The 17,996-nt window shown below is 43.2% G+C and carries 18 protein-coding genes; 14 read left to right on the top strand and 4 right to left on the bottom strand.

Going from position 1 to position 17,996, the window contains the following annotated elements:
- Nucleotides 1–274 precede the first annotated feature (274 nt).
- The 8 genes from IRB79_RS25355 (at nucleotide 275) to hisIE (ending at nucleotide 6,902) form a co-directional block, all read left to right on the top strand.
- On the top strand, nucleotides 275–1,459 hold the full coding sequence (locus tag IRB79_RS25355; RefSeq protein ID WP_243505902.1) for an ATP phosphoribosyltransferase regulatory subunit: 1,185 nt from the start codon (nucleotides 275–277) through the stop codon (nucleotides 1,457–1,459).
- Complete coding sequence (gene hisG / locus IRB79_RS25350) at nucleotides 1,456–2,100, top strand: ATP phosphoribosyltransferase (protein WP_243505901.1); 645 nt, start codon at nucleotides 1,456–1,458, stop codon at nucleotides 2,098–2,100. The genes IRB79_RS25355 and hisG overlap by 4 nt, the downstream gene beginning before the upstream one ends.
- A 161-nt stretch (nucleotides 2,101–2,261) precedes the next feature.
- Nucleotides 2,262–3,533: a histidinol dehydrogenase gene (gene hisD / locus IRB79_RS25345; protein ID WP_243505900.1), complete on the top strand. Its 1,272-nt coding sequence runs from the start codon at nucleotides 2,262–2,264 to the stop codon at nucleotides 3,531–3,533.
- A gap of 15 nt (nucleotides 3,534–3,548) precedes the next feature.
- Nucleotides 3,549–4,136: an imidazoleglycerol-phosphate dehydratase HisB gene (gene hisB / locus IRB79_RS25340; protein WP_035329278.1), complete on the top strand. Its 588-nt coding sequence runs from the start codon at nucleotides 3,549–3,551 to the stop codon at nucleotides 4,134–4,136.
- Nucleotides 4,137–4,775, top strand: a complete 639-nt coding sequence (hisH, locus tag IRB79_RS25335) for an imidazole glycerol phosphate synthase subunit HisH (protein WP_243505899.1) — start codon at nucleotides 4,137–4,139, stop codon at nucleotides 4,773–4,775. It abuts the gene before it with no gap.
- On the top strand, nucleotides 4,772–5,509 hold the full coding sequence (hisA, locus tag IRB79_RS25330; RefSeq protein ID WP_243505898.1) for a 1-(5-phosphoribosyl)-5-[(5-phosphoribosylamino)methylideneamino]imidazole-4-carboxamide isomerase: 738 nt from the start codon (nucleotides 4,772–4,774) through the stop codon (nucleotides 5,507–5,509). The genes hisH and hisA overlap by 4 nt, the downstream gene beginning before the upstream one ends.
- Entirely contained in the window at nucleotides 5,503–6,261 is a 759-nt protein-coding gene (gene hisF, locus IRB79_RS25325) for an imidazole glycerol phosphate synthase subunit HisF (protein ID WP_243505897.1), read from the top strand. Before hisA ends, hisF begins: the two co-directional genes overlap by 7 nt.
- Nucleotides 6,258–6,902, top strand: a complete 645-nt coding sequence (gene hisIE, locus IRB79_RS25320) for a bifunctional phosphoribosyl-AMP cyclohydrolase/phosphoribosyl-ATP diphosphatase HisIE (RefSeq protein WP_243505896.1) — start codon at nucleotides 6,258–6,260, stop codon at nucleotides 6,900–6,902. Before hisF ends, hisIE begins: the two co-directional genes overlap by 4 nt.
- A gap of 46 nt (nucleotides 6,903–6,948) precedes the next feature.
- Here hisIE and IRB79_RS25315 read toward each other — a convergent pair whose 3' ends face one another.
- The 4 genes from IRB79_RS25315 to IRB79_RS25300 all read right to left on the bottom strand — a co-directional run bounded on the left by IRB79_RS25315 (nucleotide 6,949) and on the right by IRB79_RS25300 (nucleotide 10,471).
- Nucleotides 6,949–8,187 (bottom strand): NAD(P)/FAD-dependent oxidoreductase, encoded by a 1,239-nt coding sequence (locus IRB79_RS25315; RefSeq protein WP_243505895.1) that lies wholly within the window; start codon nucleotides 8,185–8,187, stop codon nucleotides 6,949–6,951.
- Nucleotides 8,184–8,516 carry a (2Fe-2S)-binding protein gene (locus IRB79_RS25310; RefSeq protein ID WP_221879542.1) on the bottom strand — a complete coding sequence of 111 codons (333 nt, stop codon included), beginning with the start codon at nucleotides 8,514–8,516 and terminating at the stop codon, nucleotides 8,184–8,186. Before IRB79_RS25310 ends, IRB79_RS25315 begins: the two co-directional genes overlap by 4 nt.
- Nucleotides 8,509–8,784, bottom strand: a complete 276-nt coding sequence (locus tag IRB79_RS25305) for a (2Fe-2S)-binding protein (RefSeq protein ID WP_221879541.1) — start codon at nucleotides 8,782–8,784, stop codon at nucleotides 8,509–8,511. The genes IRB79_RS25310 and IRB79_RS25305 overlap by 8 nt, the downstream gene beginning before the upstream one ends.
- 76 nt (nucleotides 8,785–8,860) lie before the next feature.
- Entirely contained in the window at nucleotides 8,861–10,471 is a 1,611-nt protein-coding gene (locus tag IRB79_RS25300) for a sigma-54 interaction domain-containing protein (protein WP_243505894.1), read from the bottom strand.
- Between the two features lie 216 nt (nucleotides 10,472–10,687).
- Here IRB79_RS25300 and IRB79_RS25295 point away from each other — a divergent pair, with 216 nt between their 5' ends.
- From IRB79_RS25295 to IRB79_RS25270, 6 genes are all read left to right on the top strand, one after another.
- Nucleotides 10,688–11,863 (top strand): NAD(P)/FAD-dependent oxidoreductase, encoded by a 1,176-nt coding sequence (locus IRB79_RS25295; RefSeq protein ID WP_243505893.1) that lies wholly within the window; start codon nucleotides 10,688–10,690, stop codon nucleotides 11,861–11,863.
- Entirely contained in the window at nucleotides 11,863–12,900 is a 1,038-nt protein-coding gene (locus tag IRB79_RS25290; protein ID WP_243505892.1) for a proline racemase family protein, read from the top strand. The genes IRB79_RS25295 and IRB79_RS25290 overlap by 1 nt, the downstream gene beginning before the upstream one ends.
- The gene (locus IRB79_RS25285) at nucleotides 12,897–13,850 is read left to right on the top strand and encodes a proline racemase family protein (RefSeq protein WP_243505891.1); all 954 of its coding nucleotides are present in this window, start codon (nucleotides 12,897–12,899) and stop codon (nucleotides 13,848–13,850) included. Before IRB79_RS25290 ends, IRB79_RS25285 begins: the two co-directional genes overlap by 4 nt.
- A 31-nt stretch (nucleotides 13,851–13,881) precedes the next feature.
- Entirely contained in the window at nucleotides 13,882–14,775 is an 894-nt protein-coding gene (gene dapA / locus IRB79_RS25280) for a 4-hydroxy-tetrahydrodipicolinate synthase (RefSeq protein WP_243505890.1), read from the top strand.
- Between the two features lie 20 nt (nucleotides 14,776–14,795).
- Nucleotides 14,796–16,292, top strand: coding sequence for an aldehyde dehydrogenase family protein (locus IRB79_RS25275; RefSeq protein WP_243505889.1), 1,497 nt, complete (start codon nucleotides 14,796–14,798; stop codon nucleotides 16,290–16,292).
- 165 nt (nucleotides 16,293–16,457) lie between these two features.
- A complete protein-coding gene (locus IRB79_RS25270; RefSeq protein ID WP_243505888.1) occupies nucleotides 16,458–17,921 on the top strand; it encodes an alanine/glycine:cation symporter family protein in 1,464 nt (487 codons plus the stop codon).
- Nucleotides 17,922–17,996: the final 75 nt, after the last annotated feature.

Raw genomic sequence — 17,996 nt, 5'->3', positions numbered from 1 at the left:
AATCATTTCATGATAGAAAAATGGAGAAGGATGAAAGATAAAATACAAAAGATGCTAGATATTTTTAGATGTAAGTCTTTAACTTAAATAACCTTTCCAAAAAAGTACAAACTATGAGAAAGCTCCTTTTTTAAAAAAGGGAGTCTTTTTTATTTTTCTGCTCCTTTTGGTTGACGGCATGGAGTTTGCGCGTTAAACTACATATAACTTCAATTTGCTACCATATTAGCGAACTAAAGGATTCGGAATTTTTAAGTCATAGAGGTGAATACTTTTGAGCCGATTATTTATGTTTGAAAAGCCATTAGGCATGAGAGATACATTACCCGATTTATACGAAAGAAAGGCAGCAGTCCGGTCATCCATCCAGGGGGAAATGAAACGCTGGGGCTATCAGTTTATCGAAACGCCTGCACTCGAATATTACGAAACAGTTGGAGCTGCATCAGCAATACTTGATCAGCAGCTGTTTAAGCTCCTTGATCAGCAGGGCCATACCCTCGTGCTGCGTCCGGATATGACAGCGCCGATCGCAAGGGTGGCTGCATCCCGTCTTTTAAAAGATGAGCTGCCTATCAGGCTTGCATATTCTGCCAATGTATACCGCGCCCAGCAGCGGGAGGGGGGCAGGCCAGCTGAGTTTGAGCAAATCGGTGTTGAATGCATAGGCGACCATACGATCAGTGCGGATGGCGAAGGAATGGCGCTGATGATCTCTGCTTTAAAAGAAGCAGGACTTCAGAACTTCCAGCTTTCAGCTGGTCATATCGGTTTTGTCCGTGACTTCTTCCAGCAGATTTTAGGAACGGAAGAAAGAGTTGAAAACCTGACAAGATTTTTATATGAAAAAAATTATGTCGGGTACAGGGAACATGTAAAGAGCCTGGCTCTTTCATCCATTGATAAACAAAGGCTTCTCGATTTCCTTAAATTAAGAGGCGGGGAAGAAGTCATTGAGATTGCTTATGGCCTTCTGGAAAACGGCACAGGAAAAAAAGCATTAGCAGAGCTCGAACAGCTTTGGGGCATTATGCAGGACTACGGCCAGGAAGGCACAGTTAAATTTGATTTAACGCTCGTCAGCCATATGAGCTACTACACGGGAATTCTTTTTGAAGTATATGCAGGAAATGTTGGTTTCCCGATCGGAAATGGAGGCCGCTATGATCTGCTGCTCCAAAAGTTCGGAAAAGATACGGGAGCAACCGGCTTTGCCATCAGAATGGACCGCCTGCTTGAGGCTCTGGAAGACAGCAATGCAGCTGAACCTGTGTACTGCGTTTTATACAGTCCCGAACGCCGCAAAGAGGCATTCGATGTTGCGAAGGAAGAACGTTCTGCCGGAAAGAAAGTGGTTCTGCAGGATATTAGCGGTGTCAAGGACATCGATGCCTGCACCAGCCAATATGAGGATATTACCTTTTTAGTCGGAAAAGCTGGAAAGGAGAGCATAAAATGAGTGAGGTTTTAACGATTGCGATGCCAAAGGGCCGCATTTTTGAAGAAGCGGCTGAATTGCTCCGCCAGGCAGGCTTTCAATTGCCGCCGGAATTTGATGATTCACGTAAATTGATTATAGATGTACCGGAAGAGAATTTCCGCTTTATCCTTGCAAAGCCGATGGATGTGCCAACCTATGTAGAGCATGGTGTAGCAGACCTTGGTATTGCCGGGAAGGACGTAATGCTTGAAGAAGAGCGAGATGTTTACGAGCTTCTTGATTTAAAAATCAGTTCCTGCTATCTCGCGGTTGCAGGACTGCCAAATACCAGGCTGAATGATGTAGCTCCTAAAATTGCTACAAAGTATCCGCAGATTGCGGCAGCGTATTTCCGCGAGCAGGGGGAGCAAGTGGAGATTATTAAATTGAACGGATCTATAGAGCTTGCGCCTATGATCGGGCTAGCGGACCGGATCGTAGATATCGTATCAACCGGCCGAACGCTTAAAGAGAACGGACTCGTTGAATACGAAACCATTGTCGGCATCACTTCAAGATTGATTGTCAATCCTGTCAGCTACCGCATGAAGGATGAACGCATAAGTGAACTCGTTGGACGTCTCACGGAAGTAATAGCTGGTGAAGAAATTCGTTCTTAAAGTGAAACTTCCATCAGTGGTGTTCTTCCACTGATGGTTAGTTGAACCAATCGGGCCTTTATGGGCAGTTTATCCCTACCTGATTCTAATTAGGTCTTGATTGAAAATATGAGGTAGGGATATTACTGCCCGTTAATATGCGATAAAGGATGTAGAGGTCTATGAAAATTTTAAAAGTAAATGACCAGATTTCAATTAAACGGTCTGTTGATAACGGAACAGAAGAACAGCGGGCGATTGTAAAAGATATTATTGAATCAGTCCGCCAAAACGGAGATCGGGCATTAAAAGATTACACAGAAAAATTTGATGGCATCTCCCTGGATGATTTCAAGGTATCGCAGGCTGAAGTAGAAGAAGCTTTGAGTCAAGTGGATGGAAAAATCCTTGAGATCATTAAAGAAGCTGCTGAAAACATCCGGTCTTTTCATGAAAAGCAGCTGCGTCCTTCCTGGATGACAACAGAAGAAAACGGCACAGTGCTTGGCCAAAAGATCACACCGCTTGATTCAGTCGGCCTGTATGTCCCAGGCGGTACGGCTGCCTATCCATCATCAGTTCTTATGAATGTGATCCCGGCAAAGGTTGCGGGCGTCAAACGGATTGTCATCACCTCTCCTCCTGATAAAAAGACTGGAAAGCTGCCTCCTGCGGTCCTTGCTGCGGCCCAAATCGCAGGGGCAGAAGAAATCTATAAAGCGGGCGGTGCCCAGGCAATTGCAGCTCTTGCATATGGAACGGAAACGATAGCTCCTGTTGATAAAATTACAGGTCCCGGAAATATCTTTGTCGCTCTTGCAAAGCGTGAAGTTTTCGGGGATGTTAATATTGATATGATCGCAGGCCCCAGTGAGATTGCCATTTTAGCAGATGATACGGCACACGCCGATGAAGTGGCTTCAGATCTTTTATCACAGGCCGAACACGATCCGATGGCAAGTGCAGTCCTTGTCACACCATCATCAGCTCTGGCAGAACAGGTCTCAAGCGAAGTGGACCGCCAGCTGGCTGAGCTGCCGAGGCGGGAAATTGCTTTTCAATCAATTGAAAACTATGGTGCTATCTATGTGGCTGAAAACATGGATGAAGCAATTGAAACGGTGGATAGTCTGGCTCCTGAGCATCTGGAGATTTTAACGGAGAATCCGATGGAGCTTCTCGGACGGATTCGTCACGCCGGAGCAATCTTCCTCGGGAGATTTAGCCCTGAACCGGTCGGTGACTATTTTGCCGGCCCGAACCACGTCCTGCCGACAAACGGAACGGCCCGTTTCTCAAGCCCGCTTAATGTAGAAGATTTTCAAAAGAAATCAAGCATTCTTTTATACAGTGAAAAAGCATTAAAGGATAATGGCGAAAAAATTGCAGCCTTTGCGCGTCTGGAAGGACTTGAAGCCCATGCCAGATCCATTGAAACAAGACTAAGAAAATAAGCTGGAGGAATAATCATGGCCAGAACTGCAGAAATTTCACGTAAAACCAATGAAACGAATATCACTCTTTCTTTAAATATAGACGGCGAAGGCAAAAGCGATCTGGAAACAGGTGTGCCTTTTATGACCCATATGCTTGACCTGTTCGCCAAGCACGGACAATTCGACTTGAACATCGTCGCAAATGGCGATACGGATGTGGATGACCACCACACAACAGAGGACATTGGCATCTGCCTTGGCCAAGTACTTAAAGATGCTTTAGGAGATAAAAAAGGCATCAAGCGCTATGGAAATGCTTTTGTTCCGATGGACGAAGCATTGGCTCAAGTTGTAGTTGACCTCAGCAACCGCCCTCACCTTGAGATGCGTGCCGAGTTCCCAAGCCAAAAAGTCGGTACATTTGATACCGAGCTTGTTCATGAGTTTCTTTGGAAACTTGCACTTGAAGCGAGAATGAACCTGCATGTCATCGTTCACTATGGACAGAATACACACCACATTATCGAAGCCATTTTCAAAGCACTCGCTCGTGCACTTGATGAGGCAACAACGATTGACCCAAGGATTAAGGGTGTTCCATCAACGAAAGGGATGTTGTAAATGATCGGCATCATCGATTACGGAATGGGGAATTTGTTCAGCGTCAGTAAAGCGCTTGAACGGTTGGAGGTTCCTTATTTCCTTTCTGAAAATAAAGACGAGCTTCTGGGAGCAGACGCCTTGATTCTGCCGGGTGTAGGCTCTTTCAAAGACGCCATGGCCATCTTAAATTCTACAGGCCTGGCAGATCTGGTAAAGGAGTTTACTGATACAGGCAAGCCTCTCCTAGGTATTTGCCTTGGCATGCAGCTGCTATTTGATGATAGCGAAGAGAATGGGATGACGGAAGGCCTGCAGCTTCTCCCTGGACATGTGAGGCGTTTTCCCGGTGTAACAGCAGAAGGCGAAACCTACAAAGTTCCGCATATGGGCTGGAACCGTCTTGAATTCTTGCAGGATTCGCCGATTTTAAAAGGGCTTGATGAAGATTATGTCTATTTCGTCCACTCTTACTTTGCAGATACAGATGATAGAGAAGTAGTTATCAGCAGAAGTATGTATGACGTAGAAGTGCCGGCGGTTGTCGGAAGGGGCAATGTGTTCGGCATGCAGTTCCACCCTGAAAAAAGCAGTTCGCTCGGCATGGCGCTTTTACGCAATTTTACCGAGCTGGTTGAAGAAAGGATGTCTGTGAAATGAGTTTTACGATCTATCCGGCAATCGATATGAGAGGCGGCAAATGCGTCCGGCTGCTGCAGGGGGATTACGATAAGGAAACGGTGTATGGCGACTCTCCATTTGATATGGCCAAAAAGTTTGCTAATGAAGGAGCAGACTGGATTCATATGGTAGACCTTGACGGGGCAAAGGATGGGATGCGGGTTAATGATCAGTATGTCATCCAGGCTGCCCGCGAACTTGGCGTCTCCGTCCAGATCGGCGGAGGAATCCGTACGGAAGAAGACATCCTGCATTACCTGGATAATGGCGTAAGACGCGTAATCATTGGAAGCATCGCCGTCTCCAATCCTGAGTTTGCTATTGAAATGATCCGCAAATACGGCAAAGCCATAGCGGTAGGACTTGATGCGAAGAATGGCTATGTGGCTACACATGGCTGGCTGGAGACGTCTGAAGTGAAGGCAGTTGACTTAGGCAGGCGATTTGCCGACGCAGGTGCGGAAACATTTATTTTTACAGATATCGCAACAGACGGAATGCTATCGGGGCCAAATATAGAAGCGGTTCGTCTGCTTGCAGGGGAAACCGGGAAAAGTGTTATTGCATCTGGCGGTGTCAGCCAGCTGGCTGATTTGGCGAAGCTCAGGGAGCATGCTTCTGAAGGTGTTGCTGGCGCCATCGTCGGAAAGGCCATTTATGAAGGCCGGTTTACCGTAGCGGAAGCGCTGAAAGAGGTGATGGAATCATGCTGACGAAACGTATTGTTCCCTGTCTGGATGTAAAAGACGGCCGTGTGGTAAAAGGGGTGCAATTCGTGCAGCTGCGTGATGCCGGAGACCCGGTTGAGCTTGCCCGCTTTTATGATGGGCAGGGAGCTGACGAGCTGGTCTTCCTCGATATCTCCGCTTCACATGAAGGACGGAAAACGATGGTTGAGGTTGTTAAGGCTGTTGCGTCTGAGCTGGCCATTCCATTTACAGTCGGCGGCGGGATTAACGCGCTGGAAGATATGAAACGAATTTTGCGAGCAGGGGCTGATAAGGTTTCTCTTAATACAGCTGCCGTAAACAATCCTGATTTAATTACAGAAGGGGCAAATTTCTTCGGATCACAGTGCATCGTTGTTGCGATTGATGCCAAATACGATGAAGAGCTTGGTTCCTGGCGCGTGTACACACATGGCGGACGGACACCGACTGATCTTGAGGTCATAGCATGGGCGCGTGAAGCGGCGGAGCGCGGGGCTGGAGAAATTTTACTTACTAGCATGGACTCTGACGGAGAGAAAAAAGGCTTCGATATCAATCTGACAAAAGCAGTCAGCGAGGCGGTTTCGATTCCGGTTATTGCTTCAGGCGGTGCCGGAAATGCTGATCATTTTGCTGAAGCATTTATCGATGGAAAAGCGGATGCTGCATTGGCTGCATCAATTTTTCACTATAAAGAAACGTCTGTTGCAGAAGTGAAATCTTATATTAAGGAAAAAGGGGTGGTTGTCCGATGAATATTGAGAGTGTAAAGTTCGATGAAAAGGGACTGATCCCTGCAGTAGTGCAAGATGCGAACACAAAAGAAGTTTTAACGTTAGCTTATATGAATCGGGAATCCCTTTTAAAATCATCGGAAACAGGAGAGACCTGGTTTTTCAGCCGTTCCCGCAATGAGCTCTGGCACAAAGGGGCAACAAGCGGAAACACGCAGAAGATCATAGAAATGAAAGTAGATTGTGATCAGGATGCCATTGTGGTTCTGGTTGAACCAACTGGACCTGCCTGCCATACGGGAACAGTCAGCTGCTTTGAGGATAGAGTATACGGGGAAGAGTCAGGGAGTTTGTCTGACTACGAAATCCTTTATACACTTGAAAAGGTCATTGAAGAACGCGAAAAAACACGCCCTGAAGGAGCATACACGACGTATCTTTTTGAAAAAGGCGTGGATAAAATCCTGAAGAAGGTCGGCGAAGAATCCGCAGAAGTCATCATCGCTGCGAAAAACCGTGATAAGGACGAACTGAAGTGGGAAGCGGCCGACCTGATTTATCATTTGATGGTGCTCCTACGTGAGCAGGAACTGCCTTTTAATGAAGTTTTGAAAGTACTGAATAAACGGAATGACAAGAAAAGCGAACCGGCCTCCGAATAGGGAGGGCGGTTTTTTTACGAAAATTTGCTTGTGGAGCATTATCATTTTATCCTAACTCCTGTAAAGAATCCTGTTCTTTCCCATAAAGATCGTCCCAAAGCTCATAAATTTTCCTCCGGCCGTTTGCAATTTCAGGGTTGAATTGGATGGCAGCGTTTTGACGGACAGTATGAACGTTTTTCAATGCCTGTTCAAGCTTCTTGTTAATGTCAGTGCTGCCTTTTCCGGCGTGTTTAGCAATCGAAATGCCAGCTGTTGTTCCTTGTGCCATAGCGATTTTCCCGCTTTCGATGCCAGTGATATTCCCGGCAACAAATAATCCTTCGAGCGGAGTTTCCATTTTTTCAGAATGATGCGGAACATGTCCCCCAAGTTCTGGAACGTATTGGAATGGGCAGCCGGCAACTGCTGTAAGCTCTGCTAACGGATACAAGCCACCTGCGATACAAACGAAATCTGCTTCGTAAATTTTTTCCGTACCTTTGATCACGTTCCCATTCGCATCAATTTCTGCAGTGAGGACGCCTTCCACCTGATCCTTTCCAAGAATTTCAAGTGCTGCTTTTCTAAGCTGCAATGGTGTTCCATTCACCTTAACGCCGCTTTTAGGGTAAAATTTCATTCCTAATTTGCGGAATCCTCTATTTTTCATAAAGCGGCTGCCGAAACGCAAGATTGGTGACGGGGCAAGATGGGCCGCATTTAGAAGTGATTTCAAGACTTCCTCTGGTTCTCCCGCATTTTGGCTAAGCGGACTCTTTTCTGGCAGCACAATATGGTCCACATTAATTCCGGCTAATTGGAGCTCGTTTAAAATCGCAAATGCTAGAATGTTAGCACCAATGATTATGCCTTTTTTGCCAACCTCGACACGATGAACATTAGTCATGACCTGTGCAGCCCCGATGGACATAACACCTGGAAGAGTCCAGCCTTGCACAGGAATTGGGAACTCAGCTGCACCAGTTGCTACCAGCACATAAGGAGCTATCAGTGTTCCTATATTAGTATGAACTTTCCAGCAATGCTTATCTTTTTCAAGGTTATATACAGAAACGCCGCAACGGATATCTACTGATAGTTTCTGTGCTTCGTTGTGCAGACGAGTTGATTCTTTTATTCCATTCCACCATTCTCCAGACGGTTCCTGGTGCAATTGGCCGATTAATCTTCCGCCTGGCCTAACAAATTCATCAATGACGGTTACTTTTAAGCCATATTCAGCACAGGTTATGGCACCAGCTAAACCTGCTGGTCCAGCTCCAATTACGATTACATCTATCATTGATTTTCCACCATCCTTTTAACTATATTAGGATGATGTTTTCCTCTTTCAACAACCATATTTTCCTTCACCACAGTTAAACAAGCTCTTATATTGGCCTGCCCATTAACATTTACACGGCATTCCATACAGTGGCCGATATTGCAATAAAACCCTCTTGGTGTTCCACTTTCCTCATGAACACGCAGTGTTCTCACACCGTTTGCCAGCAGAGCTGCCGCGATTGTTTCATTTTCATGTGCTTCATATTCTTTTCCATCAAATGTGAATGTAATCTTTTTTCTATCATCTAATTTTCCTAAAACCGGATGATCTATAATTCTAGTCATTATTATCACCTACCGTTCCAAAAGTTACAGGGCGAATTGGAGGCTGATATTTTAATGGGATTTCACCTTCTCCTGTATTAGGTACGATACTTTCAATAATCCGATCGACCATGACTCTGCATGTGCGTCCTCCACAAAAACCCATTCCAGCCCTTGTTCTAAGCTTTAGTTCCCGGGATGTACATTGATGTTCTTTTGCTGTTGCGAAAACCTGCCCATAGGTAACCTCTTCACAACGACATATCACAAGTGCTTCATTGTTATTCATTTGGAAATCCTCCTCTTCAGTTATATGTAAAAATATAATGCAAAAATCGTACCAACTTTGAATCCTGTATTTTAAATCAGCTTAAGCCAAGACGTTTTAGACGATTGTAAAGGGTCGCTCGGGTGATTCCCAGTTTTTTCGAGCATTCTAATTTGTTCCCATGGGTTAATGCCAATGCTTTTTCGAGCACCTTCTTTTCGTGCTGATCCATTTCCTCCTGAAGTGGCACAATGACCGTTTTCATTTCTATGTTGTTTTCCTGAAGGTCCGTATCAGCTGCAGCTGAATAGCTCATTACTGAGTGAAATGGCAAATATTCTTTTCGAATGACTCCATCTGTTGCAAAAACAACCAGACGTTCAACGACATTACGCAGCTCCCGAACATTGCCCGGCCAATCATATTGAAGCATCTCTTGCATAACTTCCTGTGAAAAATGATGGATCGGCCGCTGATAGCGCAGTGAAAAATCATTTAAAAAGTAATGAATTAGTTCAACGATATCTTCACAGCGTTCTTTTAAAGGAGGAATTTTTAAACTGACAACATTTAGCCGATAATATAAATCCTCCCGAAATTGGCCTTCTTTTATTAATTCTTTTAAATCCCTATTTGTTGCAGCAATTACCCGGAAATTAGCCTCAATTTCTTTTTCACCGCCAACCTTGTAATATTTTCTTTCTTGAAGTACACGAAGCATCTTGACCTGCATTTCTAAAGGCATTTCGCCAATTTCATCCAGAAAAAGAGTGCCCCCTTTAGCAAGCTCAATTTTTCCCTTTTTTCCTCTATGGTCTGCACCGGAAAAGGCACCGCGTTCATACCCAAATAATTCGCTTTCAAATAATGAAGCTGGAATAGCACCACAGTTAATTGATATAAATGGTGCTTCAGGTCCTTCAGTTGCCTCATGAATGGATTTGGCAAAGACTTCCTTGCCGACTCCGCTTTCTCCTAAGATCAATACAGTTGATCGGACAGAGCACACCTTTTTCGCCATTTGCACTGTCTTTTCCATCACAGCGCTTTTCCCTTTAATGTATCTAAAGGGATCAGAAGGTCTGTATTTCGCCATCTCCTGTTCTAAACGGTGAACCTCAGTCGACATATTAAATAATTTTTCATTAAGAACAACCTGGCTTGTCACATCAGTTTCCGATACAACTGCCCCGATAATGCGTCCATTAAAGTAAACAGGGTTTGAATTTATTAGGACGAATAGATCAGATCTTGGCTGGTGATGCTTTCCCCGGATTCTTTTTCCTTTGTACAAGGATTCTAAGATTTGCAGATTCTGATGTTCAAAGAATTCTATTATTGGTTTGCCTACAATCTCATCTTTTTTGACAGAGAAAATTTTTTCAGCTCCCTCTGTCCATGTGCGGACACGTTCATCAGCATCAATCACTGTGACTGAAGCGTCCGATGTTTTGATGACAGCTTCATAGAAAGCCTTTAATTGATTGTAGGAATCATGCAAAAAATCAATGATTTGTTCATTTGTGATGCAGCCGAGTACTTGACCGCTTGAATTTACAACGGCAACGGTTACATAGCGCTTGCAGGCATCAGCTAATGCAGCAAAGGAATCATCTAAACAAACACTAACTAAAGCGCTTTCATTGTCTGTGTTTAGACAGATGAAATTATTTTCAATTATTTCTTTGACTGACGGTAATTCAAACATGACAGCCTCCTGATATGTAAAATTTTTTATACACTGTTTAATATTTTATACAACATTTTAACAAATTTTTTGACAATTGCGAACAAAATGAAAAACGTATATTTTGATTAACTGCAAAATTAATTAGGAGATTGTTATTTTTACGCAAGTTTATAAAAGTTGGCATGTTATTTGCATTAATAAAATTATGTAACAAGACGAAGGGAAGTTGGTTTTGTGAGTTATCATTGTGACGTTTTGGTTATAGGCGGGGGAATCATAGGCTGTGCAATTGCCTATTATACTTCTAAATCTGGAAGAAATGTAACAGTTATTGAAAAAGGTGAATTTGTCAGTGGCACTTCATCCCGCTGTGACGGAAATATTTTAGCTATTGATAAAGATCCTGGCTTCGATAGTCAAATGTCACTTGTCAGTCAGAAATTAGTAGATGAATTAAGCAGAGAATTGAAACAGCCTTTTGAATATCGCGCTCCTGGAAGCATCCTTGTCTGCGAGACGGAAGAAGAAATGGAAGCCGCACAAAAGTGGGTTGACCGTCAGAGGGAGGCCGGCTTGCCGTTCAGGATGCTGGACAGACAGGACATTCGCCAGGATTCCAAATATTTTGCTGATGATTTATTAGGCGGCTTAGAGTGTGCGACAGATTCAACAGTTAATCCATATCTTCTTGCCTTTAACCTTCTTAAGGGGGCAAAGGAGATGGGCGCTAAAGCCCATAAACAAACTGAAGTTACTGGGATGAGCAGGAAGACGGACGGTACTTTTGCCGTTGAAACATCCAATGGAACTTTCACCGCGAACTATGTCATTAATGCTGCAGGTGTATGGGCTCCATATATCGGTGAGATGCTGGACTTGTCTATTCCAATTAAACCAAGAAAAGGCCACATCATTGTCGCATCACGACAGGACTTTGTAGGGCCAAGAAAAGTGATGGAATTTGGCTACTTAATCTCAAAATTTGGCGGCAAGCGGCAAGTGGATCCGATAACTGAAAAATATGGAGTAGCCCTTGTCTTTGAACCAACTGAAAGTCAAAACTTCCTGATTGGAAGCAGCCGTGAATTTGTTGGGTTTAATACAAAGATCAACAATGAAATTATTAAATGCATTGCCAATCGGGCCATTAGATTTTATCCGAAAATGGCTGACATGATGGTTATACGTTCCTATGCTGGTTTACGGCCCTGGACGGAGGATCATTTGCCAATTGTGTCAGAAGTAGAGGGAATTCCAAACTATTATATTGCAGCCGGTCATGAGGGAGACGGAATTAGCCTTGCCGCTGTTACTGGAAAAGTGATAGAGGAAATGCTTAATGAAAAGGAAACTTGCATCCCAATTGAACCGCTGAGATTTTCTCGATTTAAGGAAAGGGTGAGGACCTGATGAAAGCAAATCGAGTTTTTACAACCATTGATACACACACGGGCGGAAATCCGACAAGGACATTGATTAGTGGACTCCCAGAGCTAAAAGGAGCGACAATGTCCGAAAAAATGCTTCATATGCAAAAGGAATATGACTGGATTCGTAAGCTGCTAATGAATGAACCAAGAGGACATGACGTAATGTCAGGAGTACTTTTGACAGATCCATGTCATCCGGAAGCTGATATCGGTGTTATATATATCGAAACCGGCGGCTATTTGCCGATGTGTGGCCATGACACAATCGGTGTTTGTACAGCATTAGTTGAAGCGGGGCTAATCCCTGTTCAAGAGCCAGTTACTTCGATAAAAATTGATACACCAGCCGGCCTTGTTAAGGCAGAGATTAAGGTAGAGCACGGAAAAGCAAAAGAGGTTTCCTTCTGTAATGTCCCTGCCTTCCTGTTAAAGAGTGTCTCTGTTGATGTTGAGGGAATTGGAATCGTCGATGCAGATATTGCTTATGGGGGCAACTTCTATGGAATCATTGATGCCCAATCAGTTGGATTAGAACTGACACCGGAGAATGCCTCAAAAATCATTGAAAAGGCTATCAAAATCAGAAATACAATTAACGAAAAAACGGATGTCGTTCATCCGCAATATCCATTTATTCGCGGTTTGACCCATATTGAGTTTTTCACTGAGCCAACCCATGAAGAAGCAGATGTGAAAAATACGGTTATTGTCCCTCCAGGCGGGATTGATCGTTCACCATGCGGTACAGGTACTTCGGCTAAATTATCTGTCCTCTATTCCAAAAAGGAGATAGGTATCAAAGAAGAATTTGTACATGAGAGTATTGTTGGCTCTTTATTCCGCGGAGAAGTCCTTGAATCAACAGATGTTCAGGGTGTAGAGGCCGTTATTACAAGAATCATTGGTTCAGCATGGCTAATGGGAATGCACCGGTTCTTTTATAACGAGGAAGACCCGCTTAAAGAAGGCTTCTTACTTATTCCCCCAATGGAACATGAAATGGAGGATGTGAAATGAAAATTCAAAAGTCTTACACAGCAACTGATGTACACGTAGCAGGTGAGGCATATCGCATTATTAAGGATGGACCACTTATTCATTATAAAAGTATACAGGAGCTAAATGAGCAATTTTCGCTTGCTTATGAGGAGGAAATTAAATTTCTTTTAAATGAGCCCCGCGGATTTGCTGGACTGATGGGTTGTTTGGTCGTTCCACCTTTTAAAAGCGAAGCCGATGCAGCTGTTATTTTTTTCGATCATAACGGAACCGTTCCGATGCAATATGGCGGAATCGTTGCTGTCATAACCGCATTGTTAGAGTGTGGCCAATTAAAGGCCAAGTCCTCAAATGAATACAGAATTGAAACAATCAGCGGTGTTATTGGTGTTGCTGCAACTATGAAAGATGATGAAGTGAAATTAGTTAAATTAAAAAGCGAGCCATGCCAGGTTGTGCAAACCAATGTGCCAGTATCTTATTTAGATTTAAAGACAGAAGTATCTCTAGTCCAAGCCGATCATCTTTATGCGATTTTTGATAAAGCAGAGCTGCCTTTTGAGATTGAGATGGAGGACCTTCCAGTCATTAATCAATGGGGGCAAAAGGTGATTGAAGCCTTAGAAGGCAACCATGCTTTCAGCAGAGTGATCTTGATGGATCATTCGCAAAAAAGTGTAGGCAAAATCAAAACGGTAACCTTCCGTCCGGATCGTTATATTGTGCGTTCTCCGGGATTTGGAACTCTAGCTGCCTGTTGCAGCTATTTAATAGAAAATGGTGATATATCTGTTAATGGCCCAATTGAAAATGAAAGCATTTTCAACGGCAAATTGACAGCCGAGCTTTCAGCACAATTTGAAGCCGGTTACGAGTTTAGTTTTTCAGCCCGCGGATTTATTACGGGTATGCAGACATATGTATTAGACCCGACAGATCCATTATTCGCAGGGTTTTTATTAAAATAAAAAACTATTAAATATAGGGAGGAAAATTAAAATGACTACAATTAGAGGAGCTTATCCAGTATTAATTACACCAATGACACAGGAGCAAGAAATTGATTGGGGCGGAGTAAAGAATAATGTTAATTACTTTGTGGATCAAGGTGTGGCAGGTATCGTCATCAATGGGAGTACTGGTGAATTTGTCAGTCTATCAAGAGAAGAAAAATACCAGATGGTAGAAACTGTCATGAAGGAAGCAGGCGGCCGCATCCCTGTTATTGTGGGTACTGCTGCTGAAACAACAAGGGAAACAATCGAGTATACAAAGCAAGCTGAAGTACACGGAGCGGATGGTGCTCTAATCATTAACCCTTATTACATGAAGCCAAAGGAAAATGAAATCTACCATCATTTCAAAGAAGTATCCAGCTCTGTTAATCTTCCAATCATGCTTTATAACAACCCATTTACTTCTGGTGTTAATATGAGCGCAGATTTAATGCTTCAGATTGGCAAGGATTGTGAAAATGTGACTCACATTAAGGAATCAAGCGGTGAAATTGGCAAGGTAAGAGATCTTGCAAGAAAAGGAAAAGGAGACTTTGAAGTATTCTGCGGTGCTGAAGAGCTTGTAATGGAGTCTTACTTAGTTGGAGCAACTGGGTGGATTTCTGTTGCAGGAAATATCGTGCCAAAGCTAGTTACAGACATGTATACCCATTTTCAAAACGGTGAGTTTGAAGAAGCTTGGTCCATCAATGATCGTATTTTACCACTGTGCGCGTTCCTTGAAGGATCTGGAAAGTATGTGCAAATTGTGAAGAGAGCCATGGAATTAACTGGCCAGGCTGGCGGACCTGCCCGTTACCCTCGTTTAGGTCTATCATCTGAGGAAGATCAAAAGCTAAAAGACCTGCTTGCAAGTTTAGAAACAGTAAAAAACTAAAATATTGAGGGAGTGAGAACATGCAAGCGACAAATTACAATTTGAAACCAAAAGTTCAAGAATTCTTGGAAGGTGTGAAAGGATTATACATTAACGGTAACTATGAACCGGCGATTAGTGGTAAAACGTTTCCCGTCGTTAATCCTGCAAACGAAGAGGTCATTGCAGAAGTAAGTGAAGCGCAAGAGGAAGATATTAACGCTGCGGTAGCTGCTGCAAGAAAGGCATTTGATGAAGGCGAATGGACAAAAATGGATGCCGCTGAACGCTCTCATCTAATCTATAAATTTTCCGATCTCTTAGAAGAAAATCGAGAGGAACTTGCACAACTGGAATCATTGGATAACGGAAAGCCCTACAAGATCGCTTTGGCAGATGATATCGACGGAACAATCCAGCATTTTAGATATTACGCCGGATGGGCCACAAAAATATTTGGTAAAACAACTCAGGTTTCAAAGAATTATGTAACCTATACTGTACATGAGCCGGTTGGGGTTGTAGGCCAAATTATTCCATGGAACTTCCCGCTTGCCATGGCTGCCTGGAAGCTCGGAGCTGCACTTGCAGTCGGCTGTACGGTTGTGATTAAACCGGCAACTGAAACACCATTATCTCTTCTTTACGCAGGAAAGCTATTCAAAGAAGCTGGGTTTCCAGATGGTGTTGTGAATATTGTGCCTGGAACGGGCAGGATTGCGGGAGAAGCAATTACTGCACATAAAGATGTCGATAAGATAGCCTTCACAGGATCAACTGCTGTCGGAAAAGAAGTAATGAAAAAAGCTGCAGATCAAATTAAAGGTGTTACGCTGGAACTTGGCGGAAAATCGCCAGCCATTGTTTTAGAAGATGCTAATCTTGAGGAAGCAATTGAAGGGGTATTTAACGGAACGATGTACAATCATGGGCAAAACTGCAGTGCCTGTACACGTGTATTTGTACAGAGAAACATATATGATCATGTAGTAAAAGCCTTAGCAGAACGGGCGGAAGCAATGAAGCTAGGTGATGGAATGAACCCCGAAACGGAAATGGGCCCACTTGTTTCAGCGAAACAGCATCAAACTGTTCTTAATTATATTGAACAAGGGAAGAAAGAAGGGGCGCGAATCATGGCAGGCGGCGAAAAAGGATTTGAAAAAGGATACTTTGTACAGCCAACCATTTTTGCTGATGTACAAGATCATATGGTTATTGCACGTGAAGAAATCTTTGGTCCAGTCATGTCCATTTTCGTTTTCGATACGATTGATGAGGTCATTAAACGGGCGAACGATAGTGACTATGGTTTAGCTGCAAGTGTCTGGACAGAAAGTATGAAAAAGGGTCATTACATTGCAAGCAAGCTGCAATCAGGTACAGTCTGGATTAATGATTTTGGTCTTGAATGGGAAACTATGCCTTTCGGTGGCTACAAACAATCAGGAATTGGCCGCGAAATGGGTGGAGAATATGGCCTGCAAAACTATACGGAAGTGAAAAGTGTATTTGTTAACATTAAGCATGTTGAGTAATTATAAGGAAGAATTGAACAATCAATCCTGTGTAATTGGATGGGAGTGGGACAGCGTTTTGTTCCATTGTCCCATTTTACACACTTATATGTCTGAAAATTATTAATATTATAAATTAAAAAAGAGACGGAACTAACAAATTAAAGTTTGAATAGGGGGCATAAGATGGAAGAATTAGTGAATAAAGCGTCGGGTATGGTTTGGAGTCTTGGGTTGGTAGCGTTCGCGCTTGGTGCTGGATTGTTCTTTTCCATTATGACACGTTTTGTGCAATTTAGATATTTTAAGGAAATGATTAAACTTCTTTTTGAAAAGGGTAACCCAGAGTCGGGTGTGTCCTCTTTCCAGGCGTTTTCAATGGCTTTAGCCGGCCGGGTCGGTATTGGAAATATTGCTGGGGTTGCTACTGCGATTGCATTTGGCGGTCCGGGAGCGGTTTTCTGGATGTGGATCATGGCTTTATTAGGAGGAGCAAGTGCTTTTATTGAATCCACTCTTGCTCAGGTCTATAAAGTAAAAGATGGTAATCAATACCGGGGCGGAACTCCTTATTTTATTGAAAAAGGTTTAAATATGAAATGGTTCGCAGTGTTTGTTGCGATTGTTGTTACCATCTGCTACGGAATTTTAGTTCCAGGTATTCAGGCCAATACGATTGCTGTTGGGTTCGAAAACACAATTGGTCTCAATAAAAGCATCACTGGAATCATTCTGGTTGTATTACTTGGCATCATTATTTTTGGCGGCGTTAAGCGAATTGCTACTGTTGCGGAAAAGGTTGTCCCTTTCATGGCCTTAGGGTATGTGGTTATCACTTTCGTTCTTTTATTTGCAAATGCAGCAGAAATTCCAGCAATGCTTTGGCTGATTATTTCAAGTGCATTTGGTGCAAACGAAATGTTTGGCGGTATTATCGGTGCAGCGATTGCATGGGGCGTTAAGAGAGCGGTATTCTCTAACGTTGCTGGTGTAGGGGAAGGAACTTATAGTTCAGCCGCAGCAGATGTATCCCATCCGGCAAAACAAGGTCTTGTTCAAGGATTCTCTGTTTATATTGATACCATCATTGTTTGTACAGCTACTGCACTTATGATTCTAATTACCGGCATGTACAGCGTTACACCAGAAGGAAAGCAGCCGATTGTTGAAAACATCCAAGGTGTTGAAGCTGGACCAATGTGGACACAGGCTGCCGTTGAAAGCGTTATCCCTGGGTTTGGCAGCTTGTTTGTTGCTATTGCTATCTTCTTCTTTGCCTTTACAACTCTAATGGCTTACTACTATATTTCTGAAACAACCCTCGTTTACCTTGGCAGAAAGAGAAATCTAAAAGGGCTTAAAGCAGGCTTAATGATTGTTTTCTTAGGAATGATCTACTTTGGAAGTGTCGAAAATGCATCCCTATTATGGGCGCTCGGAGACTTTGGCTTCGGAAGTATGGCCTGGCTTAACTTAGTCGCTATTCTATTCCTGACTAAAACAGCCTTAAAAGTGTTTAAAGATTATGAAGAACAGAAGAAAGCAGGCATTGAACCAGTCTTCGATCCTGTTAAACTTGGCATTAAAGGTGCTGATTTTTGGGAGGAGAAAGTGAAAGAAAGCAATTCAAAAGGCAAGAAAGTAATATAAGAGAAATGCAGCCGGAAACAGAGAACACTTTCCATTTTTAATTCTAAAATCCTTATTGCATGTGGTGGCAGCTTC

Origin of the sequence: Cytobacillus oceanisediminis (assembly GCF_022811925.1) — a bacterium.
GTDB lineage: Bacteria > Bacillota > Bacilli > Bacillales > Cytobacillaceae > Cytobacillus > Cytobacillus oceanisediminis_D.
The sequence above is the reverse complement of the archived record's forward strand: the minus strand, read 5'-3'. Positions and strand labels throughout refer to the sequence as shown.